The organism is Thermococcus sp. (genome assembly GCF_027052235.1).
Lineage (GTDB): Archaea > Methanobacteriota_B > Thermococci > Thermococcales > Thermococcaceae > Thermococcus.
In genome coordinates, this window is record NZ_JALUFF010000037.1 from 1 (window position 1) to 23,699 (window position 23,699).

Below are 23,699 nucleotides of genomic sequence, written 5' to 3' on the forward strand. Positions count from 1 at the left end.
CGGCGCATCTGCCACATGATAGCCCTTGAGCATCTCCGGAACAGCAGGCAGGTTGTTGTAAGTTGGAGCGCGGACCTTCCAGCGGTAGACCTTGTTCTTCTCGCCGGTCATTACGTAGTGAACCACTTCACCGCGGTGGGCCTCGGTGAAGCCTAAGGCCTCCTGGTACTCGGGCAGGTTGCCTATTGGGGTGAAGATGTCCCCATCGGGCATCTGGTCTATCAGCTGCTCCACTATCCAGAGGCTCTCGAAGAGCTCGTCCATCCTGACGAGGACCCTCGCCAAAACGTCGCCCTCCTTGTAGACGGGAACCTTGAAGTCCACCTCGTGGTAGGCCATGGCGGTCTTAACGGCCTGATCCTTCCTCACGTCAATCTTCCTTCCGCTCGCGCGAGCCGTCGGCCCGAGGACTGAGTAGGCCTTTGCCACCTTGTAGGGCAGTATTCCCACCCCCTCAGCGCGCTTGATGAAGGTGTTGGTGTTCAGGGCTATATCGAGGAACTTCTTCGTTCCCTCGCGGATCTCCTTAACAACCTTTAGGACTTCCTCCTTTCTGTAGTCGAGGAGGTCTCTCCTGACACCGCCGACGATGTTCATACCGTACTGCTTCCTGTTGCCGGTTAAGCGCTCAACGAGCCACATCACCGGCTCGCGGATGCGCCAGGCGTGCATGAAGCCTGTGTCGTAGCCAACCAGATGCGCCGCTATGCCGACCCAGAGAAGGTGGTTGTGAATCCTCTCAAGCTCAAGGAGCAGGGTTCTGATGTACCTGGCCCTGTCGGGTATTTCTACATCCGCAAGCCTCTCAACGGCCATCGCGTAGCTGACCGAGTGCTGGTAGCCGCAGATACCGCATATCCTCTCGGCAAGGAAGAGCACCTGGTTGTAGGTAAGCCTTCCTTCGCCGGTCTTTTCAATGCCGCGGTGGGAGTAGAAGCCGCGGTAGTCGACATCAACGATCTCCTCACCCTTGACGAAGAGCCTGAAGTGGGCCGGCTCCTCAATACCCATGTGGGCGGGCCCCATTGGGACCAGCGTTGTCCCCTCTGGGGTTTCCCTGTACTCGGGCTTCGGCTCCGTTATCGGTGAGTGCCTGTAGTCCATGTCCTTCCTGAGCGGGTAAACCCCGTTGGGCCAGTCTTCCGGCAATATAAGCCTCCTCGGGTCGGGATGGCCAACGGGCTTGAAGCCGAGTAAGTCCTTGACCTCTCTCTCTATCCAGAGTGCAGCCGGAAGCTTTGCCGCGACGCTCGGAAAGCTCGGGTCGTCGGCTGGAGTGTAGACCTTGAGGAAGACCCAGTAGTTCTCGTCCATCTTGAAGGGCTCAACCTGGACGTTCAGGAAGGGCATGTAAGCGAAGTGGCCGTTGAGGGGTCTCTCGTCCGTTCCAACTGCCGTTGACATGTGGGTCTCCTTGAACTCAGGGTGGTTGTGCCACCAGAGTACCGCCTCCGGGAGAACCCCCCTGTCTATCACGAACATGTACTGCCCGTAGGTCATCCTCTTGCATTCCCTTATGTGCTCCTTGAAGGCCTCGTAAAAGTCCTTGAGGCCCTTTCTTTCGGCCAGTACTTTTTCCACGTCGGCCTTTGCACAGCGGCCGTCCTCACAGGCCTTGCATTCAAACTCGAAGTGAGCCTCCAAATCCTTAGTTCCCACCATCTTTCACCACCCCATGAACGCCATCGCGAGTATTATAATCCCGGCAAAGAACGCCCTCGTGTTCATCTTGACGACATGGTCTATTCTGAGCCTTGCGTTCGTCGCTTCGAGCGCCGCTATGACCGGGTAGAACGACACCGTCAGGATGAACTGTAAAGCTAAAGCGAGCGCTGCCCTCTCCGGCGTGCCTATCGGGCCGAGCCACGGGAGCGTCAGCAGGCTGACGAAGAACCACAGCAGGGTGAAGCGCTTGATGTGTATGGCGTAGTAGAAGACACCGAGGAGCCTTCCGCTGTACTCGGTGAGAGGGCCGCCGATTACCTCCTGCTCGGCCTCGGCTATGTCGAAGGGCACGAAACCGCTCTCGACGTAGAGAGCGTAGGCGAGCAGGATGTAGGTCAGTATAACCGAGGGCGTCGCGTGGAGCTTCGCTATTATGTCGGCTATGTTAAGCGAGCCCGCGTTGTAGGCGAGGACGCCGTAGAGTATGGCTATTAGTGGCTCGACAGTGAGAACTATCTGCATCTCCCTCGCTGAACCGAGGTGACTGAAGGCGTTCTGGACGCTCAGTCCTGCGAACATCAGGGCGACGCTGACCATCAGGATGACGTAGAAGAAGACCACTAAGTTGAAGCCGAAGTCCACTGGGACCACGTTGCCGTAGGGGAGCAGGAGTGCAGCTGATATTGCCGAGGCGAGGGCTATGTAGGGTGCCCACGTGAAGAGGGTGCTCTTGGTCGACCTGACGGACGGGAGCGCGAAGAGCTTCTGGAGGTCGTACCATGTCTGCATGAGCGGTGGTCCGCGCCTGTACTGGAGGCGGGCCTTCACACGTCTCGCTATACCGTCCAGGTAAGGGGGCAGGAGCAGCATTATCAAGATGCCGGCGAGGCTGAAACCGAGTTTAACGATGTCGAGCGCCATTTTCATCACCTCACAGCGCCATGAGTATTCCTATGACGGCCCCAACGACGATCAGGGCTATCACCACGAAGGTTCCGAGCCTTATCCCTGGGAGCACGTCGCAGGCTATCCTGAGGAACCTGATGAGCGGTTTGAGTGCTTCTTCGTCGGCGTTGAGAACCCGGCCCCTCCTGAGGTCGTCGAGGGTCTCAATCTTAGTGTATGGGGTGTCGACTATCTTGACGAAGTAGCTGGCGATCCACATGTATCCCCTGACTATGTAGTGGATTATTCCCTCGCCGATCATGTAGAACCAGTCGCTGAAGCGGTAGAAGGAGCCGATCTTCTCCTCGTACTTGATGTAGTAGCCCTCCGAGCTCACCCTGTACTCGTCCTCGTTCAAAGCTGTTGTTCCGCAGTCCCAGGGCGTTACCTCCTTGCCGTATTCGGGCCTAAAGCTCAGGTAAAGGCCAACCGCTATGACTGCCACGAGGACTATGAAGAGCACCGGGCTGAAGAGCACCGAGCCAAAGCCTATCCTGTAAACGCCGTCCTTTATTGGAGCGTTGAAGATGTTGAGGATTCCGGTTACCGTTCCCGGGAAGACGCCTATCAAGAGTGTCAGACCTGCTAAAATCCACTGGCCCAGGAGCATCGTTCCGGGCACTTCTCTGACTTCCCTGTATCTCTTCATCTCGCCGCCGAACTGGGTTCCGTAGAACTTGACGAATGAAGCGAGCGTTGCCGCGCTGATGAAGACCGCCAATAGGGCTCCAAAGGCCAGCAGGAAGTCCTCTGACTGGTAGCCGGCAACGTAGATCAGCCACTTGCTTATGAAGCCGTTGAAGGGTGGAACTCCCGCTATTGCCAGCGAGCCGAAGAGAGCCGCCAGGGCAGTCCACCTCATCTGCCTTCCGAGACCGCCGAGCTCCTCAAGCTCCACTGTTCCAGTCCTGTACTCAACCGCTCCAGCCGAGAGGAAGAGGGAGCCCTTGAATATCGCGTGGTTGAGTGCGTGGAAAAGCCCGGCGAAGGCTCCGAGCGCGCCTACAGCAGCGAGGGCACCTCCCTTCGGTATGAGGGCCATGCCTATGCCTATGCCGAGCCAGATGTAGCCCATCTGACCGATGCTGTGGTAAGCCAAAAGCCTCTTCGCGTTGGTCTCCTTGAGGGCGTAGAGCGTTCCAACGGTCAGCGTTGTCGCACCGAGGAGGGCTATGGCTATTCCGAAGATGTAAGTAGTTCCAACGAGACCCCAGACGAGTGCGATCAGGCCGTAGAGTGTAACCTTCTCCATTGCACCGGCCATAATAGCCGAGACGCTGGTCGGTGCAGCGCGGTAGGTTTCAGCAACCCAGAACTGGAAGGGCACTATTCCCGCTTTTGCCATGAACGCTATCAGGAGAAGTCCGCCGAAGACAATCTTGGTATGAGCTGGAGCGCTCGCGAGGGCTGTGGCGATGTTGTCGAAGCTGAGCTTTTCAAAGCTCCCGACGAGTGAGTAGGCCGTACCGAGTGCCAAGAAGAGAGGTATCGTGTCGAGGAAGTGCATAGTGATGTAGTACTTGATGCTCGCCCCAACGTCCCTGGCTTTCTCGCTGAAGAACACCAGTATGAACGAGCTGAGCGTCATAAGCTCCCAGCTCATCACGAAGTACTCCATGCTGTTTACCGTAACCACTAGCGCCATGCTCGCGAGGAAGGTGTTGTAGGCTATTGCGTACACCCAGCCCTTGCCGGTTTTCTCGAAGATGTCCATGTAGCTTATCGCGTAGAGCGAGGCTGCCGTTCCAACGATGCCGATTATCAGGAGAAAGACGTTGGATGTAGCGGTGATGTGGAGGGGTATTCTGTAGAGATTCAGCCTCTCGGGACCGTTCGTGTAGACGTTGTAGACCTCCCCGAGAAGCGCGAGGGAACCTATGAGTGCCATGAAGCTCGAAGCTTTTACAGAGGCCTTGTAGTCCTTAATGAAGCCGAGCAGGCCACCGATGATGAACGCTCCGAGGGCGTATTCCATGAACATCTCGCATCACCTCATAAACCCGATCTTCATGACAACGTTCAGGGTGACCCAGGGCGCTACTATGCCGATGAGAATCAGCGTTATCATCACCGCGCACATCAGCTTGGTCGAGTGGCCTTCCGCTGCTGGCTCTGGCTCGCCGAAGAACATCCTATTGAACCACAGGAGTACCACAACTAAGAATATGGCAGCATCAAAGAGAACCGTCCCCGGGAAGAGCCATGAGGCTACGCCCTGGGCGTGTCTGGTGCTCATTATGGTGAAGGCCTTGCTGAAGAACAGTCCTAGTGGTAGAACTCCAGCGAGGCCGAGGAAGCTCAGGAACCAGCCAATGCTCGCCCACGGGAGACTCTTCCTTATGCCCTTTATCCTGCTGAAGTCCGTTGTTCCGAGGGAATAGGCGAAGGCCCCAACGCTCAGATACGCCAGCGCCTTGACGAAGGCGTGGTTTACCACTTGGTAAACTGCAATCTGAAGGCCCTCAACGTGGCCGAGGAGCGCGTAAGCCAGGATTATGTACGCAACGCCCGCTTGAGCTATGGTAGAGTAGGCAATGAGCTTCTTACCGTCGGTCTGGAGCGGGTAGTAGATCATCATCAGAATTATCAGCGCCACCGTGAGTAGTCCTAGGAGCCAGAAGTCGTCCTTGCCCGGGTTCATGTACTGTATGACCCTGAAGAGCATGAAACTCCCGAGCGGGACTATTGAGGCAGAGTGTATATACGCTGAAGCCGGAACCGGGCCGGCCGTTGCATCTGGAAGCCAGGAGTAGAAGAACAGCTGGGAGCTCATAGCCAGCGCCGCGAAGATAAGCAGGGCAAACGCTGTGTCCTTGGTTGACTGTGCTACTGAGCCCATCTTTGCCAGCTCCTGAGAGTTCCCCAGAACTGCACTGGCTCCGAGAATCAGGAATACCGCCAAGTTCAGCACGAGGAAGCCCTTGATGGCTGGCCCTTTGGCGTTTCCGTAGAAGTCAACGAGGTAGAGCAGGGCTATCGCCATCAGTTCGAGGGCAACCAGGAACTGGATGAGGTTCGTTGAGTATATGAAGACCATTGAGGAACCAGTCAGCAGGCCGAAGAGGGCGTAGAACCTACCCTTGCCGCTCTCAAGTGGAAACGACCTGTTGGTTGAGCTCATGTAGTCCGCGGTGTAGAGGACTATCAGGAAGCTGACGAGAATGGACGTGAAGCCCATGATGACGGAGGCGATATCGATGCTCAGGCCGAAGACCTCACCGAGGTTGCCCCCGCTGGTGTAGGCGTAGTGATAGACCTTCCCTGCCCCTCCCTGGAAGAAGTCGTAGGTTCCGTAGGCGTTTATGAGGAGGGCGATGCCGATTATCGTCGAGGCCACTGCATCGGCGGCTCTGCCCTCAAGTTTGAAGATGAGCAGCAGCAGGAACGGGAGCAAGGACGATGCAAGGAAGATTTCTCCGTTCACCTTTCATCACCCGTTGGTTTTTAACCCTTGGTTTCCTTCGCAAAAAATAAGAGTCAAAGGACGATGAGGGCCCTCTCGCCCTCACCCTTCTCTGCCGAGCTCTTGAGGTTCGCTACTATCTTGCCCTCCCTGTCCCAGAGGACGTCGTTTATCTCCCCAAACTTCAGGGCCTCAGTTGGACAGGCTGAGACACATGCAGGAAGAAGGCCTTCCGCCCTTCTGTCGGCACAGAGGTCGCACTTGTCCATGATCTTGTTCTCCTCGTCCAGCTTGGGAACGCCAAAGGGACAGGCAACGGCACACATGAGACAGCCGATACACTTGAGCGGGTCGAAGGCAACCGCTCCGTCTTCATCCCTGAAGAGCGCTCCAGTTGGACAGACGTTCAGGCAGGGAGCCTTTTCACAGTGCCTGCAGTTGAAGGGAACCGTAAAGAGGTCGGGGAACTCGAAGACCTTGATGCGCGCTTCACCGTGCGTCATTTCACAGGCCACTTCACAGGCTTTACACCCTATACAGCGCTTATAGTCAAGGAAAATCTTCTTGTGGGCCATCTCAACCACCTCACTCCTCCACCTTCTCGACCTTGGCAGCTACGGCCTTCAGCTCGGCCATCTTGGTCTTCTCGTGTATCTCGTCCAAGGTCAGGAAGTTGGCCTGCCAGTGCCACGGCATCGCTATGACCCCTTCCCTGATGTGCTCGGTAACCTCCGCCCTGACGAGGACGCTTCCGCGCCTCGTCGAGACCTTCACGAGGTCGCCAGTCTTTATTCCAAGTTTCTTGGCGTCCTTTGGGTTTATCATGACGTACTCCTCGGGCCAGCGCTTCTTCAGGCTCGGGCTCTCAAAGGACATGCTCCCGGTGTGCCAGTGGCCGACGAGCCTGAAGTTGGTGAGCCAGAACGGGTACTCCTCGTCGGGCATCTCCGGTGGCTCGCGCCAGCTGACGGGCTGGAGGTGGGCCTTTCCGTCGGACGTCTTGAAGGCGGTCTTGAAGAGAACCTTCGTTCCCTCTCCGGGCTCACTGCACGGGAAGAAGCAGCCCTCTGGGTGCTCGGCAAGGTATTCGGGCGTTGCCCCCTTGAAGACGGGTATGACCTTGTTGATCTCCCGGAGTATCTCGTCCGGATGGCTGTACTTGAAGTACTCACCGAGGCCCAGCTCTTTAGCGAGCTCCACAATGATGAGCCAGTCGGGCTTCGCCTCACCCGGTGCCTCAGCGGCTTTGTAGGTTCTCTGGACTCTTCTTTCAGCGCTTATTGCCGTTCCCGTCTTCTCGAACCATGCAGCGGCTGGAAGAACGATATCGGCGTACATGGCCGTCTCGGTGAGGAATATGTCCTGCACGACGAGGAAGTCGAGCTTCTTGAGTTGCTCGCGAACCCATCCGCTGTTGGGCATTGACTTGGCTATGTTCCCACCGACGATGTACATCATACGTATCTTGTTGCCTATCTCCCTGACCATCGTTGTCAGGTCGAGGCCGACCCAGTCCGGTATCGGGAAGCCCCAGAGTCTCTCTAGTTCAGCCCTCGCTGCCTCGTCAGTGACAAGCTTTCCGGTCGGGAGCTTGTTCGGGGCTATACCGCTCATCGCAGCACAGAAACCGCACTGCGCTCCGGGGAAGACACCGCTCCAGACACCTTCCCTGCCGATGTTGCCTGTTATCGCTATGAGGTTCGCTATGGCAATGGCCGTGTTCAGACCGTTCACATGCTGGTTCATACCCTCGTTGACGAGGAAGGCGGTCCTCTTTGTTGCGATAAGTCTAGCGGCCTTCCTTATGTCCTCGGCTGGAACACCGCTTATCTTCTCGGCCCACTCCGGCGTGTAGTCCTTAACCGACTCCTTAAGCCCTTCAAAGCCAACGGTCCTCCCCCTGACGAAGTCCTTGTCATAGAGCTCCTCACTTATAACCACGTTGAGCATGGCGAGCGCTATCGCCAGGTCGGTTCCCGGATAGGGCTTGAGGTGGAGCGAGGCGTACTTGTGGCCCCTCGTTGAGCGCGGGTCTATAACGATGAGCGGGGCGTTGTTGTCGAGGATGGCCTTCTCGATGTACTGCCCGAAGAGAACCGGGGCCGTCTCGGCCGGGTTGTGTCCCCAGAACACCACGAGCTCGGCCTTGGCTATGTCCTCGAAGGGGTTTGTGGCTGCTGCGCTTCCGAACACCACGGTTCTGGCGGGACTGTTTGAGTACTGGCAGTACCTTCCGGGGAAGTCGAGGTGGTTGGTCCCTATGGCCTTGGAGAGCTTGTGGACGAGGTAGTTCTCCTCAAGGGTTATCTTCTCGCTTCCGAGGAAGGCTATCGCCTCCGGGCCGTAAGTTTCCTTGATCTCCTTAATCTTGCTGGCGATTATCCTGTAGGCCTCTTCCCAGCTTATCTCCTCGAACTTCCCCTCACCCTTTTCTCCAACGCGCCTGAGGGGCTTCTTAAGCCTCTGGGGACTGTTGATGAACTGGTAGGAGGCAACCCCCTTGGGACAGAGCTTGCCCCTGTTGGCTATCGTCGGGTGGTCGTAGTCAAACTCTATCCGCCTGATGTAGCCGTTGGCGCTGACCGCGTAGAAGCGACAGCCCACGGAACACCACGGGCATACAACAGGCACTAACTTCTCTGCCATGGGCATCACCCTTGTAATGACTGACTAGTCATTAAAATTGGTGAACAACACTTTATATAGTTTTTTTGAACAATGAAGTTCATACAGTTAAACAAACTGAGGAATGTTAAACAGAATTATACGCTGGCGGAAAGCTTAAGGTGGTTTATTACTGCCAAGATAACCTTCTTTAGGTAGTGCTCCCTGGAGAAGCCCAAGCACTCCCCGGCGTGGAGGTAGTGCATGAGGGAGGCCAGAAACATCTGGAACGCTATGAGTGCGTCCTCAAAGCCCACTTTAACGTAAGCCGTTATCCTCCTCGCCCCCTCCCGAAGAAGCTCGGAACAGGACTGGCTGTAAATATCGTCGAGGCTCTTCATCCTTTTCCTCACAGAAAGCATGTGGAAGAACATCTCGGCCCTGTAGTTCTCGGAGTAAAAGTCGAGAAACTCCCTCCCAATCTGGAGGAGGTAGCTCTCAAGGGTCGGGTAGCTGAGGGTTATGTATGGGTCATTCAGAGAGGGCATTGCCATTATCGGCATAACCTCGAAGGCAAGCTCCTTGATCAGGTCATCCTTGCTTTTGAAGTAGAGGTAGAACGTCCCCTTGGCGACGCCAGCCTTTGCAACAATCTCATCTACCGTCGTTTTATCAAAGCCCTTTCTAGCAAAAAGCTCCATGGCAGCTGAAACGAGCTTTTCCCTTGTTTTCCCCGGGGACTTCGTGGACATTCTGACACCTCTGACCGCACAGTCATTGACCCATTGGACAGTTGTGGGTATAGAAGGATTTAAGCTTTTCTGTGGACGGGAAGGGAACCAAAAAGTTGAAAATAAAGACAAGTAATAGTTCGATCAAAGAACCGCCGAGATTATCTTCTCGTCTATCTCCGCGACCTCTGAGAGGAGTTCGCCCAGTTCACCGGGAACCATCTTCGCGAAGAGCCCCATGTTCATGCCGAAGACGTATATCCCGTCGGGCATCTCTATAACCGAGAACTTGCAAGGCATCATAGCTGAAATCCACCTGTTTTCAGGCTTGCTGATGGCCTTAGTTGCAAAGTCCCTGTTGCAGACCTCGATGATAGCAAACTGAATTCCAACCTTCTCCCTGAAGTCGTACTCCCCTATAACCGTCCAGCCGACTTCTTCGGTCTTCTTCTTCAGCCTCTCAAGGGTCTCCTCAAAGCCGTACCTGCTCCTAACCCCCTTCACCATCTGCCTCATTACTTCCTCCATGGAAATCACCTGACTGACTAGTCAGAGCAAGAAATATAAATCCTTTTCGTGAACCTTTGGTTGATAACCATGGCCCTGATGCTAGCGGGTAGAGTGGTTGAGGTCAGGGGAGATATGGCGGTAGTGGATGTTGAAGGCCAGCTTAAGGAGGCTAAGCTCGACTTCATCAGGGACGTCAAGCCGGGCGACTACGTAACGATTTACTACGGCATAGTACTTGAGAAGGTGAGCGAGGAAGATGCCAGGGAAACGCTGGAGCACTGCTCCTATCACAGGGGAGCAAAGGTCGAGATGAAGTTTTCGCTGGTTGAAAACCTGAGGTTTTAGAAAGGCTAAATAACAACCGTTGGTATTTCTGGACGGTGAGAGAGATGTGTCTCGCGACGATTGCGAAGGTGCTTGAGGTGAACCCCGAGAAGGGAACTGCATGGGTTGACTTCGGGGGCGTTAAAAGGGAGGCCAGAATAGACCTGATGCCCGATGTCAAGGTCGGTGAGTACGTCCTGATACACACGGGCTTCATTATAGAGCGCGTGGACGAAAAGACTGCCAGAGAAATCCTGAGCGCGTGGGAAGAGGTTTTCAAGGTCGAGGAGGACGCGATAGGAGGCTACTACTACCCGGGTGATTGAGATGACCGTTGAAGAAGTCGTTCAGCCCTACAGGGACAGGGGAATAGCCCAGAAGCTCGTTGAGAAAATCAAAGAAGAGGCAAAAACGCTGGACGGCGAAATAAGGATAATGCACGTCTGCGGGACTCATGAGGACACCATAACCCGCTCCGGAATACGCTCTCTCCTCCCGGAGAACGTCAAAGTCGTGAGCGGGCCGGGCTGTCCCGTCTGCATTACCCCCGTTGAGGACATAGTGGCGATGCAGCTCATAATGAGGAAAGCGAGGGAAGAGGGCGAGGAGATAATCCTGACCACCTTTGGAGACATGTACAAGATTCCGACTCCGATGGGGAGCTTCGCTGATTTGAAGAGCGAGGGCTTTGACGTCCGCGTTGTCTACTCAATCTTCGACACCTACAAAATGGCCAAGGAGAACCCGGACAAAACCGTCGTCCACTTCAGCCCGGGTTTCGAAACGACAACCGCGCCAACTGCGGGAATGATAAACGCCGTCGTCAACGAGGGCCTTGAGAACTTCAAGATATACTCAGTTCACCGGCTAACGCCCCAGGGAATAGAGGTTCTCATAAAGCAGAAGAGCAGGATAGATGCCCTCATAGATGCCGGCCACGTCTCAACGATAATTGGCGTGAAAGGCTGGGAGTTCCTGAGCGAGAAGTATGGAATCCCGCAAGTTGTTGCCGGCTTCGAGCCCAACGACGTGCTCATGGCCATCCTCCTCCTAATCCGGATGTACAAGGAAGGCGACGCGCGAGTGGTAAACGAGTACAGGAGGGCCGTTAAGTACGAGGGGAACGTTACAGCGCAGAGGCTCATCAACAAGTACTTCAAGGTTGTTGATGCCAAGTGGCGCGCCTTAGGCATCTTCCCGGGAACGGGCCTTGAGCTGAGGGACGAGTGGAAGGAACTCGACATCAAGAACATCTACAAGGTTGAGGTGCCAAAGAACCTGCCAGACCTCGAAAAGGGCTGTCTCTGTGGAGCAGTGCTTAGGGGACTGGCACTCCCGACCGACTGCCCGCACTTTGGCAAGACCTGCACGCCGAGGCATCCGGTTGGGCCGTGCATGGTGTCCTACGAGGGAACCTGCCAGATATTCTACAAGTACGGGGTTCTGTTTTAGTGAGGCATAAATACGATGAGAGCGCAAGATAGAACGGTGGGAACATGGAGGAGGTAAGGGCGGTTTACCATAAGGGCGTCTTAGTGCCCCTTAAAAGCCTAAACCTCAGGGAAGGGGAGGAGGTGACGGTAATCATCAAGAAAAAGGCCCCGCGCAGGTACTTTGGCATCTTCAAAAAGGAAGACGTCGAGAAGGTCATAGAGGAGATCGAGAATGAGGGTGTTCTATGACAGTAACGTCTTCCTTAAATTTTTGGGCGGAGAGAGCGAGGCTGGAGCGCTCTTGGATTTGGCCTTTGAAGGAAAAGTTGAAGGAGTCGTCAGCTGGGTGGTTCTCTCCGAGGTCATCTTCGGCTACTTAAGGCTCACGACCAACATGAGGCCCTACGACCTGAAAAGAAAATTGCCCAAGATGAACGTTGATTTAACTCCAATCCGCGAGCTTTTAGAACCCTTCCAGATTTTGGAAGTCAATCCTAATCCAACCGAACTCTTTGACCTCGTGAACAAATCAGGACTCCTTCCTAATGACGCGCTCATAGCGTTAACGTGCCTAAAGGAGGGCATTCCTCTAGTTAGCTTCGATTCGGATTTTGAGCGGGTTGCAGGGCTGAGAAGGGGGACGACTCCAGAGGAATTGCCGGTTGAGTAGAACACCAAAGGTTCAAAACTCCCCTATCGTTTTCAACTTTTGGTTTTGGAAACCTATAAAGCCTCCGATTGCAAAGAAGGGACAGGTGAGAGGATGAAGGCGTATCACCTTCACGTTCAGGGAATCGTTCAGGCCGTCGGGTTTAGGCCCTTCGTTTACAGAATAGCGCACGAGCACAACCTCAAGGGCTACGTCAAGAACCTCGGCGATGCTGGCGTGGAGATAGTGGTTGAAGGCCGGGAGGAGGACATCGAGGCCTTTCTCAGGGATCTGCACCAAAAGAAGCCGCCGCTCGCGAGGATTGATAAGGTTGATAAGAAGGAAATCCCGCCCCAGGGCTTTCCCGAGTTCTACATCGAGAAGAGCTCGAAGGGTGGAAAGGGCGGCGACTCGATAATCCCGCCCGACATAGCCATCTGTGACGACTGCCTGAGGGAGCTCTTCGACCCGACCAACAAGCGGTACATGTACCCCTTCATAGTCTGCACCAACTGCGGTCCGAGGTTCACGATAATCGAGGATCTGCCCTACGACCGCGAGAACACGACCATGAGAGAGTTCCCGATGTGCGACTTCTGCCGGAGCGAGTATGAAGACCCCCTCAACAGGCGCTATCATGCTGAACCGATAGCCTGTCCAGTCTGCGGGCCGAGCTACCGCTTGTACACGAACGATGGAAGGGAGCTAACCGGCGACCCGCTGAGGAAGGCGGCCGAGCTGATAGATAAGGGCTACATAGTGGCGATAAAGGGAATCGGAGGGATACATTTAGCGTGCGACGCGACCAACGAAGAGGCCGTTGCCGAGCTGAGGAAGAGAACCTTCAGGCCGCAGAAGCCCTTCGCGATAATGGCCGACTCCCTTGAGACGGTTAAAAGCTTCGCCTACGTGAGTAAAGAGGAGGAAGAGGAGCTGACCTCCTACCGGAGGCCGATAATAACGCTCCGCAAGAGGGAACCCTTCCCCCTGCCCGAGAACCTCGCGCCGGGCCTGCACACCATCGGAGTCATGCTCCCCTACGCGGGAACCCACTACATACTCTTCCACTGGAGCAAAACCAAGGTCTACGTGATGACCTCGGCCAACTATCCGGGAATGCCGATGGTCAAGGACAACGAGAAAGCGTTTGAAGAACTCAGGGAGATGGCAGACTACCTCCTCCTGCACAACAGGAAGATACTCAACAGGGCGGACGACAGCGTTGTTCGCTTCGTTGACGGGAGGAGGGCGGTAATAAGGAGGAGCAGGGGTTTCGTGCCGTTGCCGGTAGAGATTCCCTTCGATTACCGCGGCTTGGCCGTTGGAGCTGAGCTTATGAACGCCTTTGGGGTTGCAAAGAACGGGAAGGTTTACCCGAGCCAGTACATAGGCAACACGGGGAAGCTTGAAGTCCTTGAGTTCATGCGGGAGGCAATAGCGCACTTCAAGCGGATACTCCGCGTTAAGGACTTCGATTTAATCATAGCCGACCTCCATCCAGCTTATAACACGACGAAATTAGCGATGGAGCTGGCAAACGAGCTGGACGTTGAGCTCCTCCAGGTTCAGCACCACTACGCCCACATAGCGAGCGTTTTGGCTGAGAAAAACCTCGAATCTGCCGTTGGGATAGCCCTCGACGGAGTCGGCTACGGGGCAGATGGAAACGTCTGGGGCGGTGAGGTTCTCTACCTGAGCTACGAGGACGTCGAAAGATTAGCCCACATAGACTACTACCCGCTCCCCGGCGGTGATTTGGCGAGCTACTACCCGCTGAGGGCCTTGATGGGGATTCTGAGCGAGGTCTACTCCATCGAGGAGCTTGAAGGAGTCATAAGCCGCTGCTGTCCCAAAGCGGTTGAGAGCCTCAAGTACGGAAAGGTTGAGTTCAGCGTTATCCTCAACCAGCTCGCCAAGGGGGTAAACACGGCCTACGCATCCTCGACTGGAAGGGTTCTCGATGCATTAGCCGTCCTGCTCAACGTCGCCTACAGGAGGCACTACGAGGGTGAACCGGCGATGAAGCTGGAGAGCTTTGCGATGAAGGGAAAGAACGACCTAAAGTTTGAAATCCCGGTAGAAGGGGAGCTGATAAAAGTTGAGGAGCTGTTCCTTCAGGCCCTTGATGCCGTTGAGAAGGCACCTCCAGCGGACATAGCGTATTCAGCTCACCTGGCTCTCGCGAGGGCCTTCGCGGACGCTGCCGTAGAAAAAGCGAAGGAGTTCGGCGTTAAAGACGTCGCGATAAGTGGAGGCGTCGCCTACAACGAGCTCATCGTGAAGACGATTAGAAAAGTCGTTGAAGCCTCCGGACTGAGGTTCCACGCGACGACGGAGATTCCGCGCGGGGACAACGGAATAAACGTCGGCCAGGCCTTCCTTGGTGGCCTCTACCTTGAGGGCTACCTGAGCAGGGAGGATTTGATGCTGTAAGGTTTAAGTTTGGAATGGAGCAAAACTCTACGGTGAAAGAGATGGGGAAGGTAATCACGATTAGAGTGCCCGATTGGGTGGGTGATGATTTCGTTAAGAGGATTGAAAAGCTAATTGAGGAGGAGATAGAGAGGGCTTTCTCATCTGGTAGGGTCGATAGGGAGACGTACCTCAAGTTCGTTGAAACATACGGCTCCACTGAGAGCGTTTTCCTTGAAAACGAAGAGAAACTGCTAGAAGAAATGAGAAAAAGGGAAAAGGCGAGGGCAGATGGTAGTCATTGACACAAACATAGTCATGACCCGAGTAAAGGAGAGGGAGATAATTAGGGAGAACATTACAGAAGTCACAGCCGTTGAGTACCCGCCTGTGGTTGAGTGCAGAAAGTTTCAGGGAGACGTGCTTCTGATAACTCGAAAAAGCATTGGGATAGCGATTGAACTCCAGAAACGGTTGAGAAAAATCGGGAAGCCCAAACCATTTGCAGACGTTATGATAGCGGCCATATGCATAGCAAACGGTGAGAAACTCATCACGAGAGATTCTGACTTCAAGGATATTGCTGAAATTTCAGAACTGGAAGTGGAGGTTATCTGATGCCCGTCATCCCCAGGTACGAACTCCTAGAAATCCTGCGGGAGGTCAAGGGAAAGCTGAAGGAGATACTCGGCGACGACTTAGTTGAGGTCATCCTCTTCGGCTCTTACGCGAGGGGCGAGGCCAGAGAAGGGAGCGACGTTGACGTGCTCGTCATTACGCGCAGGAAACCCACTCCAGAGGAGGACTGGGAGCTGGGAGAACTGATGACAGATATCGTTCTCAGGTATGGAGTCGTGGTTTCGCTCGTAGTGTATCCCAAGCGAGAAGAGCCAAAAGACCCGTTCTTCCTCACCGCGATGGAGGAGGGCATAAAAGTATGAGCGATGAATACAGAAAGATAATCCAGAAAGCCGAGAGAAGTCTGAAAGCGGCAGAGGAGCTTCTGAGAAAAGGCATGCCGGAGTTCGCTGCATCAAGGGCGTATTACACCATGTTCTACTGCGTTGAGGCTTTCCTGAGAACGAAAGGAATAGAAGTGTCAAAGCACTCCTCTGCGATTGCCCTCTTTGGGAGGGAGTTCGTTAAGGGTGGGGAAGTCCCCAGAAAATACCTAACCTACGTGAACCTCGCGTTTAAGACAAGGCAGGTTGCGGATTACTCCTTTGAAATTCAGGTGACGGAAGAGGAGGCTCAGACAGAGATAAAACATGCCCGTGAGTTTTTGGAATTCACAATCAATTACCTTCGCGAAAAGGACCTTTTGGAGGGTTGAAGATGGGGGAAAAGATAAAGCTCGAACACGGAGCCGGTGGAGAAATAATGGAGGAGCTTTTGAGGGACGTGATACTCAAAACGCTGACCCTCAAGAGCGCCGGTGGAATTGGACTGGACGCTTTAGACGACGGGGCAACGATACCCTTCGGCGATAAGCACATAGTCTTTACAATAGACGGCCACACGGTAAGGCCCCTCTTCTTCCCGGGCGGGGACATCGGCAGGCTGGCAGTCAGCGGGACGGTGAACGATTTGGCCGTCATGGGGGCGGAGCCTTTAGCCCTGGCAAACTCGATGATAATAGGGGAAGGCCTCGACATGGAAGTCCTTGAGAGGGTTCTCCGCTCGATGGACGAGACCTCTAAGGAAGTGCCCGTCCCGATAGTCACGGGCGACACGAAGGTCGTTGAAGACAGCATAGAGATGTTCGTAATCACCGCTGGAATAGGCATTGCTGAGAGGCCGGTAAGCGATGCCGGGGCCAAAGTCGGTGACGCTGTTTTGGTCAGCGGGACGATAGGAGACCACGGTATAGCGCTGATGAGCCACCGCGAGGGAATAGCCTTTGAGACCGAGCTGAAGAGCGACGTCGCTCCAATATGGGACGTCGTTAAAGCGGTGGGGGATGCCATAGGCTGGGAGAACATCCACGCGATGAAAGACCCAACTAGGGCCGGTTTGAGCAACGCGCTCAACGAGATCGCTCGTAAGAGCAATATGGGAATCCTCGTGAGGGAATCAGACATTCCGATAAGGCCCGAAGTTAGGGCCGCGAGCGAGATGCTGGGAATAAGTCCCTACGACGTTGCCAACGAGGGCAAGGTTGTGATGGTCGTCGCGAGGGAGTACGCGGAAGATGCCCTTGAAGCGATGAGGAAAACCGAGAAGGGAGGGAACGCCGCGATAATCGGTGAGGTAATCCCAGAGTACCGCGGGAAGGTCATCCTTGAGACGGGAATCGGTGGAAAAAGGTTTATGGAGCCTCCTGAAGGCGACCCCGTTCCGAGGATATGCTGACTTTTCCTTATTCTTTTGGCGAATTGGGAAGAGATAAAGAAAAGCCATTCAGCGCATCTCGAAGCCTTCCAAAGCTTTTTTCACCTCCTCAACGCTCGCCTCGTCCTCAAGCGTTGAGAGGTCGCCAAGGCTCTTTCCGCTTGCGAGGGCTTTCAAAACCCTGCGCATTATCTTCCCGCTCCTCGTCTTCGGCAGTTTGTTGACGAAGAAGACCTCGGCTGGAGCCGCTATCGGCCCGAGGGTTTCCCTGACGTAGTCTATCAGCTCCTTCTTCAGCCTCTCGGTCGGGGCGTAATCGGCCTTGAGGATTACGAAGGCAACCGGCACTTCACCCTTTATCTCGTCGGGCCTGCCTATTACTGCCGCTTCCGCTACCGCAGGGTGAAGGACTAAAGCGTGCTCTATCTCTGCCGTTCCAATCCTGTGGCCGGAGACGTTGAGAACCTCGTCCGCCCTCCCGAATATCCAGAAGTAGCCCTCCTCGTCCTTCATAGCGTAGTCAGCCGGGTAGTAAATCCAGACCCCTTCATCAGGTTTGCTGAAGCGTTGCCAGTAGGTTCGTATGTAGCGCTCGTCGTTGCCCCAGATTCCAAGGAGCATTCCGGGCCAGGGCTTCTTGATTACCAGAAAACCTCTCTCGTTCGGCTTTGCAGGCTTGCCCTCCGAGTCAAAGACGTCTGCATCAACCCCCAGCCCGGGGAATGTTGCGGAGCCGGGCTTGAGAGGAGGTAGCTGTATCCCGGCCGAGGGGTAAATCATGTAGCCGCCGGTTTCGGTCTGCCACCATGTGTCGATGATGGGACAGCGCTTTCCTCCGACGACTTCGTAGTACCACTTCCAAGCGCCGGGGTTGATCGGCTCGCCGACGGAACCGAGGAGACGGAGACTTGAGAGGTCGTGCTTCTTCACCCACTCATCTCCATAGCGCATGAGCATTCTTATCGCCGTCGGCGCGGTGTAGAATATCGTAACGCCGTGCTTCTCGATTATCTCCCAGGGCCTGTCTGGCCTTGGATAGTTGAGCGCTCCCTCGTACATCATCACAGTCAGGCCGAGGGTTAGAGGCCCGTAGACGAGGTAGCTGTGTCCGGTTATCCAGCCGACATCGGCGGTGTTCCAGAAGAGGTCGTCCTCCCTTATCCCCCAGGCCCACTGCATGGTTTTGGCAACGTAAACAAGGTATCCGCCAGTGGAGTGGACTATACCCTTCGGCGTTCCCGTTGTGCCGCTCGTGTAGAGGATGAACAGCGGGTGGTTGCTCTCGACCGGGACGGGCTCGACGTATTTCTCAGCGCCCTCAAGGAGGTTGTGCCAGTAATAGTCCCTTCCCTCGACCATGTTAATCTCATCGGAACCCCTCTTGAGAACCACGACGCTCTCGACGCTCGGAGTCTCGACGAGGGCTTTGTCAACGATTTCCTTGAGGTTCAGAGCTCTGCCACGCCTGTAGAGGTAGTCGGCGGTGATTACCACCTTGGCCTTTGCGTCGTTTATCCTCGTGGCTAAAGCCTCCGCGGAGAAGCCGGAGAAGACGACGCTGTGAATTGCCCCGATCCTCGCGCTGGCGAGCATGGCTATGACGACCTCGGGAACGAGGGGCATGTAGATTACTATTCTATCGCCCTTTCCGACGCCGAGGTTCTTCAGGACTGAGGCGAAGCGGTTGACCTCGCGGTAGAGCTCGTAGTAGGTTAGAGTTCTCGTTTCGCCCTTCTCACCCTCCCAGATTATCGCGGCCCTGTTCCTTTTTCCCGCTTTTATGTGCCTGTCGAGGGCGTTGTAGCTCGCGTTTAGCTCGCCTCCAACGAACCAGCGGAAGAACGGTGCGTTGGAATCATCGAGCACCCTATCCCAGGTCTTGAACCAGTCTATCACCTTCGCCTGCTCGGCCCAGAACTCCTCAAGGTTCTCGATGGACTTCCTGTGCTCTTCCCGAAAGGCCTGCAGTGGAATATAGCGTTCCTTCAAAAACCCTTCGCCTACCTGCATGGCAACCACCCGATTTTTCGAAAAATGATGGGGAATTTCCTTAAAATTTTTTCGTTGATTGTCAAGGTGACAACCGGCTGATGACGAAAATAAGTTAGGTCAGCTTAATTAGCCAAAAGACGAAATATAAATAGCCGTTTGCCGAAATCAGGGGTAGAGTTACATTTAATCGCGGGGAAAAGTTAAGGGAAAGAAAAAGTCCCGAAAGAGTTTGCCAGAGTTTTGTTAAAAAAGTTGAGGAGTGTGTCAGAACGTCAAGTTTTTTCAAATGTACTCATCCAGTGATTGTCTCCAAGAGCTCCCCAAATCTGAGCCTTGCCAATGCCTTCACTTCAGACTGTCGAGTATGAAGCGTAAGCAGTTACCTCCGATTTCAAACCTTCGGTTCAGGAAAGCCCTATAAGATTCCCAGTCCAAAGGTCAGCGGTGATTTGATGATAATCTCAAAGCCCTGTGTCACGATGAAGGGCATCGTCATAGGCGCGTACTCCTGGGAGAGGCCTATAAAGATAGACCTGACGAAAACGGCCCAGTGTCTTAAGGGGAGGGGCTACATTGTCAAAAAGCTCATCCCGGGCATGATGCTCATCGTTGAGATGGAGGGCTATGAGGTGAGCGTTTACCCGAGCGGAAAGATAATCGTTAAGCTTTTGGAGGACGCAAAGCTGGGCGAGGAAATTGCAAGGGCCGTTTACGACTGCGCCGGGGTTCTGGAGGTGGTATCATGAGGATTCCGGAGGACGTTAGGAAGGACATCCCGCTGACCAGCGAGGTCATCTACTTCGACAACACGGCCACTTCGCTAACTCCGAAGCCCGTAATTAAAGCGATGGACGAGTACTACCTGAAGTACCGCGCCAACGTCCACCGCGGGGTTCACAGGCTCTCCCAGATGGCGACGCACAAATACGAGGAGAGCAGGAAGGTCGTTGCAGATTTCATCAACGCGAGGTTCGAGGAGGTAGTCTTCACCAAGAACACGAGCGAGAGCCTAAATCTCGTCGCTCTCGGGCTGGAGGGCATCTTCAAGCCCGGGGACAAGATAGTCACCACTCCTTACGAGCACCACTCGGATTTGCTCCCCTGGCAGAGACTGGCGAAGAGGAAGGGCCTGAGGCTGGAGTTCATTGAAGGGGATAACGAGGGCAACCTCGATTTAAGCGATGCCGAGAGGAAGATAAGGGGCGCGAAATTGGCGGCAGTTCAGCACGTCTCCAACGCCCTCGGCGTTATCCATGAGGTGGAGGAGCTTGGAAAGCTCGCGAAGGAGGAAGGGGCGATATTCGTTGTTGACGCGGCTCAAAGCGCCGGCCACATGGAGGTTGACGTGAGGAAACTGAACGCGGACTTTTTAGCGTTTTCAGGCCACAAGGGGCCGATGGGACCGACGGGGATAGGCGTTCTCTACATCAACGAGGAGTTCTTCGAGGTTTTTGAACCACCCTTAATCGGTGGGGGAACGATCGAGGACGTTGACCTTAACGACTACAGGCTTGCCGAGCCCCCGGAGCGCTTCGAGGCGGGAACGCCGAACATCGGCGGGGCAATAGGTTTGGCGGCGGGCATCAGATACATCGAGAGGATAGGCCTTGAGAGGATTGAGAGGCAGGAGAGAAAGCTCGTGAGGAGAACCGTTGAGGGGCTTGACGAACTGGAAATCCCCTGGTACGGGCCGAGGGATCTTAAGAAACACGCCGGTGTGGTCAGCTTCAACGTTCCGCCCCTTCATCCGCACGACGTTGCGGCGATACTCGACGAGCACAACATAATGGTTCGCTCTGGCCACCACTGCGCCCTGCCAGTGATGAAAAAGCTCGGGATAAACGGCACCGTGAGGGCCTCCTTCCACGTCTACAACAGCGTTGGGGAGGTTGACGTGTTTCTGGATGTTCTTGAGAAGCTTGTAAAAAGCTTGAGGGGCTAGGCCCCCGGCCCCCCACCGCCTCCAACTATGAGAACGGTAAACCTGACGTCGAGGGCCTTTGTTATAACATCCCCTGGAGAGTATGGCCACGTCACGTAGAAGGTCTTTCTACGGACGGCTCTCTCGCCGGAGATGTAGTAAACGCTGACCTCCGCCGAGGGGAGAAGCAGGAGGGGCCTTATTATCACGACGTAGTTCATCCTGACCGGGAGGCCCAGCGTGGCGTTCGTTCCGAGGTCATATATCCTGTACACCATCATCGGGCCGTACGACGGCAGGCCGACGGATTCAAGGGTCTCAGGTTTCACCCCGTACTTCTGGAGCAGGTGGGATGAAAGGACGCAGGAGGAGCTAAGGCAGAGCTCTCCCTCCGCAGGAGAGTGGACGTAGAAGTATATCGAGGTAATCTTGTAGGCAGAGAGACTCGTCAGGAAAAAGGCCACCAGCAGGTAGGTGACGAGCTTCTTCAGCTGGAAGTTGCGTTTTCTGAGGTACTTGTGAGAGCTCCCGTACCAGAGCAGGAAAGCTGAGGGGATTGAGAAGTAGTATACGACGAGCAGAGCACCGAAAATGACCGGAGTCGTCGCGTGCTCAAGGTAGACCATTCCCTCCCACCGAAAGGGGTAGTTCAGGGAATATTAAAAAGTTCCGGCTCAGGGGAGAACCCTGCCGTGGAAGACGTCTATTGTCTCCGGAGTGCGAACTATGAGGGCCCCCTGCCCCTTCGTCACGAGCTTTCTCATAGAACCCGGCGGAACACCGTTGCTCTCATATATCATGGCCTGAACGTCGGGCTCGTGGTACAGGAGAAGCGTTGGACCAGCGAGGTTCAGGAGAGCATCTAGGGCGTACTCACTCGCGATCACCGTGACCCTCTTCCTGAGCGGTCTCGTGAGAAGGGGAATCCCGGCACTGCCGGCTGAGGTGTAGCCGAGAACTGCCCCGTCGAGGAGTCCGACCATGGCCTTCCTTCTCTTTTCAAAGACCGCCGAGAGGGCCAGAAAAGCTATTCCGACGAGGGTTATGCTGTGGGTCTCGCCGAGGTTCACGAGGACACTTCCCTCAAGCTTTGGAACGTCTCCGGAGTAAAAGGCCTCGTCGAGGGCCGTGTAGCTCTCAAGGATCACCTCAGAGTACTTCTGGTTGGCCTTTACAGCGTCGGGCACGCTCTTCACCTTGCCCAAGAGGACGTCCGCATAGAGCCTATCGGTCAGGGCCCTGTCGAGGCCGTAGAGGGTCTCCACTATCGTCACAGCGGAGTATGGGTCGATGAGCCCCTTAAGGGCAAACTTTATCGGGTCTATCCCCGTCGGTTGGCCGTCTTTAATCTCGATTACCGTGTCAAAGTTCCCCTCGAACTGACCGGTCGTGTCAAAAACTATCCTGTCGTAGCCTATCCTCTCGTATTCCCCGGCGATGTACTCAAGGAAGCGCCTCGGGTAGTCGTCCATCCCGAAGACCTTCAGGGTCCTGCCCTGAAAGACCGGGTCATAGAAGACGTCCCCACCCTCGTGTTCCATTATCCTGACGGCAATCGGGCTCGGTCTCATGGCTTTCACCGGAGAGAAATAGACGGGAAACTATAAACGGCTTTCTAAATCACCTTGACAATCCTCTCCCGCCAGGGGCCCACTCTTACCCTGATGTAGCCCCTCAGCTTCTCGTCCACCTCCCTGTCGCCGGTGTAAACCCTGACGAAGCCGTCTTTAACCTTCGAGGGCGTGGCGATCACTATTATGTTCTCCTTTGGAACCCTCCTCAAAACCTCCGCCGAGAACTGCTGGTTCCCCCTGCCGAAGAGGAAGTTGAGGCCACCTATGACCGTAACGACAATCCTCGGGTTCCTCTCAACGAACCTAAGGAGGTCTTTTTCGGTTGCATCCTTCACCAGGAGTCTGGCCTTCCCGTCTTTTATCTCGACCACGTCAACACCGAGCAGAGTCCCGTCGATATCCAGCCTATCCTTCAGTCTCTTGACCGTTGAGCCAGCTCCCAGAAAGTATATCCCGTCCTCAAGCTCATCAGCTAGGGCCTCTATTATGGCTTCAACGTCCTCTGCCTCGTCCGTTTTCGAGGGCTCCTTCGCCCCCTGAAGGAGGAGCTCGGCGTAGGGAGTTAACGCCTTCCCGTAGTGCCTCGGCCTAACCTCATCCCGCCTGAAGGCATCCTCATCGAGGTCCATGACGTCCCTCTCAACCAGCTCCGCGTTCCCCCTAAGGAACTCAACGACCAGCCTCGCGGCGTCCTCCGGAGACGATGCGAAAACCCCGGAAAACATCTTGACCCCTGTGGGAACCCCCAGAATGGGGACCTTCCTTCCAACGGCGCTGAAGACGTCCCTAGCGGTTCCATCTCCTCCTGCAAAGACTATCAGGTCAGCTCTCTCGGCCATCTCTCTGGCAAGCATCTTTGTGTCCTCACCGCTCGTGTCAGGAATCCTGACGCCGAGGATTTCGAGATAACCGATGTCCCTGTGTCTGATAACCTCGAAGGGAAAGTTAAAGTCCTTCAAGACGTCCTCCCCCAGTGGCCCGGGCCCGGTTAGGAACTCGATGTCCTTCGACTCCTCGTAGTGGGCCAGCTCGTGGAGAAAGAGGCGCGCAAGGTCCTGGGCGATGGGACGGGCACCCCGCCTTATTGCCTCCTCAACGACCCCGTCTGTACCCTTAAGGGCCACCCTGCCCCCCATCCCGGCTATTGGGTTGACTATGAGGCCCAGCCTGAGTTTTCCCATTTCTATCCCCATCTTACTGAAAGG

At 55.1% G+C, this 23,699-nt stretch carries 25 protein-coding genes; 13 read left to right on the forward strand and 12 right to left on the reverse strand.

The genetic code is table 11. The features are described 5' to 3' along the window. The 8 genes from MVC73_RS04125 to MVC73_RS04160 all read right to left on the reverse strand — a co-directional run. The coding region (locus MVC73_RS04125) for a hydrogenase large subunit (RefSeq protein WP_297507253.1) at positions 1-1,662 on the reverse strand (1,662 nt) is incomplete at its 3' end. Between the two features lie 3 nt (positions 1,663-1,665). Continuing rightward, positions 1,666-2,592 carry an NADH-quinone oxidoreductase subunit H gene (locus MVC73_RS04130; protein WP_297507256.1) on the reverse strand — a complete coding sequence of 309 codons (927 nt, stop codon included), beginning with the start codon at positions 2,590-2,592 and terminating at the stop codon, positions 1,666-1,668. Positions 2,593-2,596: 4 nt separating this feature from the next. After that, entirely contained in the window at positions 2,597-4,591 is a 1,995-nt protein-coding gene (locus MVC73_RS04135; RefSeq protein WP_297507260.1) for a proton-conducting transporter membrane subunit, read from the reverse strand. A 6-nt stretch (positions 4,592-4,597) separates the two neighbouring features. Then, positions 4,598-6,034, reverse strand: a complete 1,437-nt coding sequence (locus MVC73_RS04140; protein ID WP_297507264.1) for a hydrogenase 4 subunit D — start codon at positions 6,032-6,034, stop codon at positions 4,598-4,600. 53 nt (positions 6,035-6,087) lie between these two features. Then, positions 6,088-6,588 carry a 4Fe-4S dicluster domain-containing protein gene (locus MVC73_RS04145; RefSeq protein WP_297507267.1) on the reverse strand — a complete coding sequence of 167 codons (501 nt, stop codon included), beginning with the start codon at positions 6,586-6,588 and terminating at the stop codon, positions 6,088-6,090. Positions 6,589-6,598: 10 nt separating this feature from the next. Continuing rightward, positions 6,599-8,665, reverse strand: a complete 2,067-nt coding sequence (locus tag MVC73_RS04150) for a molybdopterin-dependent oxidoreductase (protein ID WP_297507270.1) — start codon at positions 8,663-8,665, stop codon at positions 6,599-6,601. 110 nt (positions 8,666-8,775) lie between these two features. Further along, entirely contained in the window at positions 8,776-9,369 is a 594-nt protein-coding gene (locus tag MVC73_RS04155) for a TetR/AcrR family transcriptional regulator (RefSeq protein ID WP_297507274.1), read from the reverse strand. A gap of 123 nt (positions 9,370-9,492) precedes the next feature. Beyond that, on the reverse strand, positions 9,493-9,876 hold the full coding sequence (locus tag MVC73_RS04160) for a DUF302 domain-containing protein (protein ID WP_297507276.1): 384 nt from the start codon (positions 9,874-9,876) through the stop codon (positions 9,493-9,495). Positions 9,877-9,945: 69 nt separating this feature from the next. Here MVC73_RS04160 and MVC73_RS04165 point away from each other — a divergent pair, with 69 nt between their 5' ends. From MVC73_RS04165 to hypE, 11 genes are all read left to right on the forward strand, one after another. Beyond that, complete coding sequence (locus tag MVC73_RS04165; RefSeq protein WP_297507356.1) at positions 9,946-10,203, forward strand: HypC/HybG/HupF family hydrogenase formation chaperone; 258 nt, start codon at positions 9,946-9,948, stop codon at positions 10,201-10,203. Between the two features lie 44 nt (positions 10,204-10,247). Beyond that, on the forward strand, positions 10,248-10,508 hold the full coding sequence (locus MVC73_RS04170; protein WP_297507359.1) for a HypC/HybG/HupF family hydrogenase formation chaperone: 261 nt from the start codon (positions 10,248-10,250) through the stop codon (positions 10,506-10,508). 1 nt (position 10,509) lies between these two features. Continuing rightward, on the forward strand, positions 10,510-11,634 hold the full coding sequence (hypD, locus tag MVC73_RS04175; RefSeq protein ID WP_297507280.1) for a hydrogenase formation protein HypD: 1,125 nt from the start codon (positions 10,510-10,512) through the stop codon (positions 11,632-11,634). A gap of 44 nt (positions 11,635-11,678) precedes the next feature. Next, positions 11,679-11,864: an antitoxin family protein gene (locus MVC73_RS04180; RefSeq protein WP_297507283.1), complete on the forward strand. Its 186-nt coding sequence runs from the start codon at positions 11,679-11,681 to the stop codon at positions 11,862-11,864. Further along, positions 11,848-12,285, forward strand: a complete 438-nt coding sequence (locus tag MVC73_RS04185; RefSeq protein ID WP_297507286.1) for a type II toxin-antitoxin system VapC family toxin — start codon at positions 11,848-11,850, stop codon at positions 12,283-12,285. The genes MVC73_RS04180 and MVC73_RS04185 overlap by 17 nt, the downstream gene beginning before the upstream one ends. A 93-nt stretch (positions 12,286-12,378) precedes the next feature. Then, a complete protein-coding gene (hypF, locus tag MVC73_RS04190) occupies positions 12,379-14,697 on the forward strand; it encodes a carbamoyltransferase HypF (protein ID WP_297507289.1) in 2,319 nt (772 codons plus the stop codon). A 41-nt stretch (positions 14,698-14,738) separates the two neighbouring features. Continuing rightward, complete coding sequence (locus MVC73_RS04195) at positions 14,739-14,981, forward strand: hypothetical protein (RefSeq protein WP_297507292.1); 243 nt, start codon at positions 14,739-14,741, stop codon at positions 14,979-14,981. Continuing rightward, complete coding sequence (locus MVC73_RS04200; RefSeq protein ID WP_297507295.1) at positions 14,968-15,294, forward strand: type II toxin-antitoxin system VapC family toxin; 327 nt, start codon at positions 14,968-14,970, stop codon at positions 15,292-15,294. Before MVC73_RS04195 ends, MVC73_RS04200 begins: the two co-directional genes overlap by 14 nt. After that, the gene (locus tag MVC73_RS04205; protein ID WP_297507298.1) at positions 15,294-15,617 is read left to right on the forward strand and encodes a nucleotidyltransferase domain-containing protein; all 324 of its coding nucleotides are present in this window, start codon (positions 15,294-15,296) and stop codon (positions 15,615-15,617) included. Before MVC73_RS04200 ends, MVC73_RS04205 begins: the two co-directional genes overlap by 1 nt. Then, complete coding sequence (locus MVC73_RS04210) at positions 15,614-16,009, forward strand: HEPN domain-containing protein (RefSeq protein WP_297507301.1); 396 nt, start codon at positions 15,614-15,616, stop codon at positions 16,007-16,009. Before MVC73_RS04205 ends, MVC73_RS04210 begins: the two co-directional genes overlap by 4 nt. Before the next feature lie 2 nt (positions 16,010-16,011). Next, positions 16,012-17,028: a hydrogenase expression/formation protein HypE gene (gene hypE, locus MVC73_RS04215; protein WP_297507304.1), complete on the forward strand. Its 1,017-nt coding sequence runs from the start codon at positions 16,012-16,014 to the stop codon at positions 17,026-17,028. A gap of 48 nt (positions 17,029-17,076) precedes the next feature. Here the strand turns inward: hypE and acs are convergent, their stop codons facing one another. Next, positions 17,077-19,017 carry an acetate--CoA ligase gene (gene acs, locus MVC73_RS04220; protein WP_297507307.1) on the reverse strand — a complete coding sequence of 647 codons (1,941 nt, stop codon included), beginning with the start codon at positions 19,015-19,017 and terminating at the stop codon, positions 17,077-17,079. A gap of 434 nt (positions 19,018-19,451) precedes the next feature. On the opposite strand from acs, the gene MVC73_RS04225 reads away from it, so the two are divergent. Beyond that, on the forward strand, positions 19,452-19,745 hold the full coding sequence (locus MVC73_RS04225) for a hypothetical protein (RefSeq protein WP_297507310.1): 294 nt from the start codon (positions 19,452-19,454) through the stop codon (positions 19,743-19,745). After that, complete coding sequence (locus tag MVC73_RS04230; protein ID WP_297507313.1) at positions 19,742-20,941, forward strand: cysteine desulfurase; 1,200 nt, start codon at positions 19,742-19,744, stop codon at positions 20,939-20,941. The genes MVC73_RS04225 and MVC73_RS04230 overlap by 4 nt, the downstream gene beginning before the upstream one ends. Here MVC73_RS04230 and MVC73_RS04235 read toward each other — a convergent pair. Genes MVC73_RS04235 through MVC73_RS04245 form a run of 3 tightly spaced genes read right to left on the reverse strand, consistent with a single transcriptional unit; the run spans position 20,938 to position 23,675 of the window. Further along, positions 20,938-21,546 (reverse strand): hypothetical protein, encoded by a 609-nt coding sequence (locus tag MVC73_RS04235; protein WP_297507316.1) that lies wholly within the window; start codon positions 21,544-21,546, stop codon positions 20,938-20,940. The genes MVC73_RS04230 and MVC73_RS04235 overlap by 4 nt on opposite strands. A gap of 48 nt (positions 21,547-21,594) precedes the next feature. Then, a complete protein-coding gene (locus MVC73_RS04240) occupies positions 21,595-22,491 on the reverse strand; it encodes a hypothetical protein (protein WP_297507362.1) in 897 nt (298 codons plus the stop codon). 44 nt (positions 22,492-22,535) lie between these two features. After that, entirely contained in the window at positions 22,536-23,675 is a 1,140-nt protein-coding gene (locus tag MVC73_RS04245; RefSeq protein ID WP_297507319.1) for an ATP-NAD kinase family protein, read from the reverse strand. Positions 23,676-23,699: the final 24 nt, after the last annotated feature.

What these genes read in the sequence shown, in the direction of transcription:
- MVC73_RS04145 (WP_297507267.1), bottom strand. Translation starts at nt 6,588, where the DNA reads ATGGCCCACAAGAAGATTTTCCTTGACTATAAGCGCTGTATAGGGTGT.
- MVC73_RS04200 (WP_297507295.1), top strand. Translation starts at nt 14,968, where the DNA reads ATGGTAGTCATTGACACAAACATAGTCATGACCCGAGTAAAGGAGAGG.
- MVC73_RS04130 (WP_297507256.1), bottom strand. Translation starts at nt 2,592, where the DNA reads ATGAAAATGGCGCTCGACATCGTTAAACTCGGTTTCAGCCTCGCCGGC.
- MVC73_RS04245 (WP_297507319.1), bottom strand. Translation starts at nt 23,675, where the DNA reads ATGGGAAAACTCAGGCTGGGCCTCATAGTCAACCCAATAGCCGGGATG.
- MVC73_RS04150 (WP_297507270.1), bottom strand. Translation starts at nt 8,665, where the DNA reads ATGCCCATGGCAGAGAAGTTAGTGCCTGTTGTATGCCCGTGGTGTTCC.
- MVC73_RS04170 (WP_297507359.1), top strand. Translation starts at nt 10,248, where the DNA reads ATGTGTCTCGCGACGATTGCGAAGGTGCTTGAGGTGAACCCCGAGAAG.
- MVC73_RS04195 (WP_297507292.1), top strand. Translation starts at nt 14,739, where the DNA reads ATGGGGAAGGTAATCACGATTAGAGTGCCCGATTGGGTGGGTGATGAT.
- hypE (WP_297507304.1), top strand. Translation starts at nt 16,012, where the DNA reads ATGGGGGAAAAGATAAAGCTCGAACACGGAGCCGGTGGAGAAATAATG.
- hypF (WP_297507289.1), top strand. Translation starts at nt 12,379, where the DNA reads ATGAAGGCGTATCACCTTCACGTTCAGGGAATCGTTCAGGCCGTCGGG.
- hypD (WP_297507280.1), top strand. Translation starts at nt 10,510, where the DNA reads ATGACCGTTGAAGAAGTCGTTCAGCCCTACAGGGACAGGGGAATAGCC.
- MVC73_RS04165 (WP_297507356.1), top strand. Translation starts at nt 9,946, where the DNA reads ATGGCCCTGATGCTAGCGGGTAGAGTGGTTGAGGTCAGGGGAGATATG.
- MVC73_RS04235 (WP_297507316.1), bottom strand. Translation starts at nt 21,546, where the DNA reads ATGGTCTACCTTGAGCACGCGACGACTCCGGTCATTTTCGGTGCTCTG.
- MVC73_RS04135 (WP_297507260.1), bottom strand. Translation starts at nt 4,591, where the DNA reads ATGTTCATGGAATACGCCCTCGGAGCGTTCATCATCGGTGGCCTGCTC.
- MVC73_RS04210 (WP_297507301.1), top strand. Translation starts at nt 15,614, where the DNA reads ATGAGCGATGAATACAGAAAGATAATCCAGAAAGCCGAGAGAAGTCTG.
- MVC73_RS04180 (WP_297507283.1), top strand. Translation starts at nt 11,679, where the DNA reads ATGGAGGAGGTAAGGGCGGTTTACCATAAGGGCGTCTTAGTGCCCCTT.
- acs (WP_297507307.1), bottom strand. Translation starts at nt 19,017, where the DNA reads ATGCAGGTAGGCGAAGGGTTTTTGAAGGAACGCTATATTCCACTGCAG.
- MVC73_RS04185 (WP_297507286.1), top strand. Translation starts at nt 11,848, where the DNA reads ATGAGGGTGTTCTATGACAGTAACGTCTTCCTTAAATTTTTGGGCGGA.
- MVC73_RS04225 (WP_297507310.1), top strand. Translation starts at nt 19,452, where the DNA reads ATGATAATCTCAAAGCCCTGTGTCACGATGAAGGGCATCGTCATAGGC.
- MVC73_RS04240 (WP_297507362.1), bottom strand. Translation starts at nt 22,491, where the DNA reads ATGAGACCGAGCCCGATTGCCGTCAGGATAATGGAACACGAGGGTGGG.
- MVC73_RS04155 (WP_297507274.1), bottom strand. Translation starts at nt 9,369, where the DNA reads ATGTCCACGAAGTCCCCGGGGAAAACAAGGGAAAAGCTCGTTTCAGCT.
- MVC73_RS04160 (WP_297507276.1), bottom strand. Translation starts at nt 9,876, where the DNA reads ATGGAGGAAGTAATGAGGCAGATGGTGAAGGGGGTTAGGAGCAGGTAC.
- MVC73_RS04205 (WP_297507298.1), top strand. Translation starts at nt 15,294, where the DNA reads ATGCCCGTCATCCCCAGGTACGAACTCCTAGAAATCCTGCGGGAGGTC.
- MVC73_RS04230 (WP_297507313.1), top strand. Translation starts at nt 19,742, where the DNA reads ATGAGGATTCCGGAGGACGTTAGGAAGGACATCCCGCTGACCAGCGAG.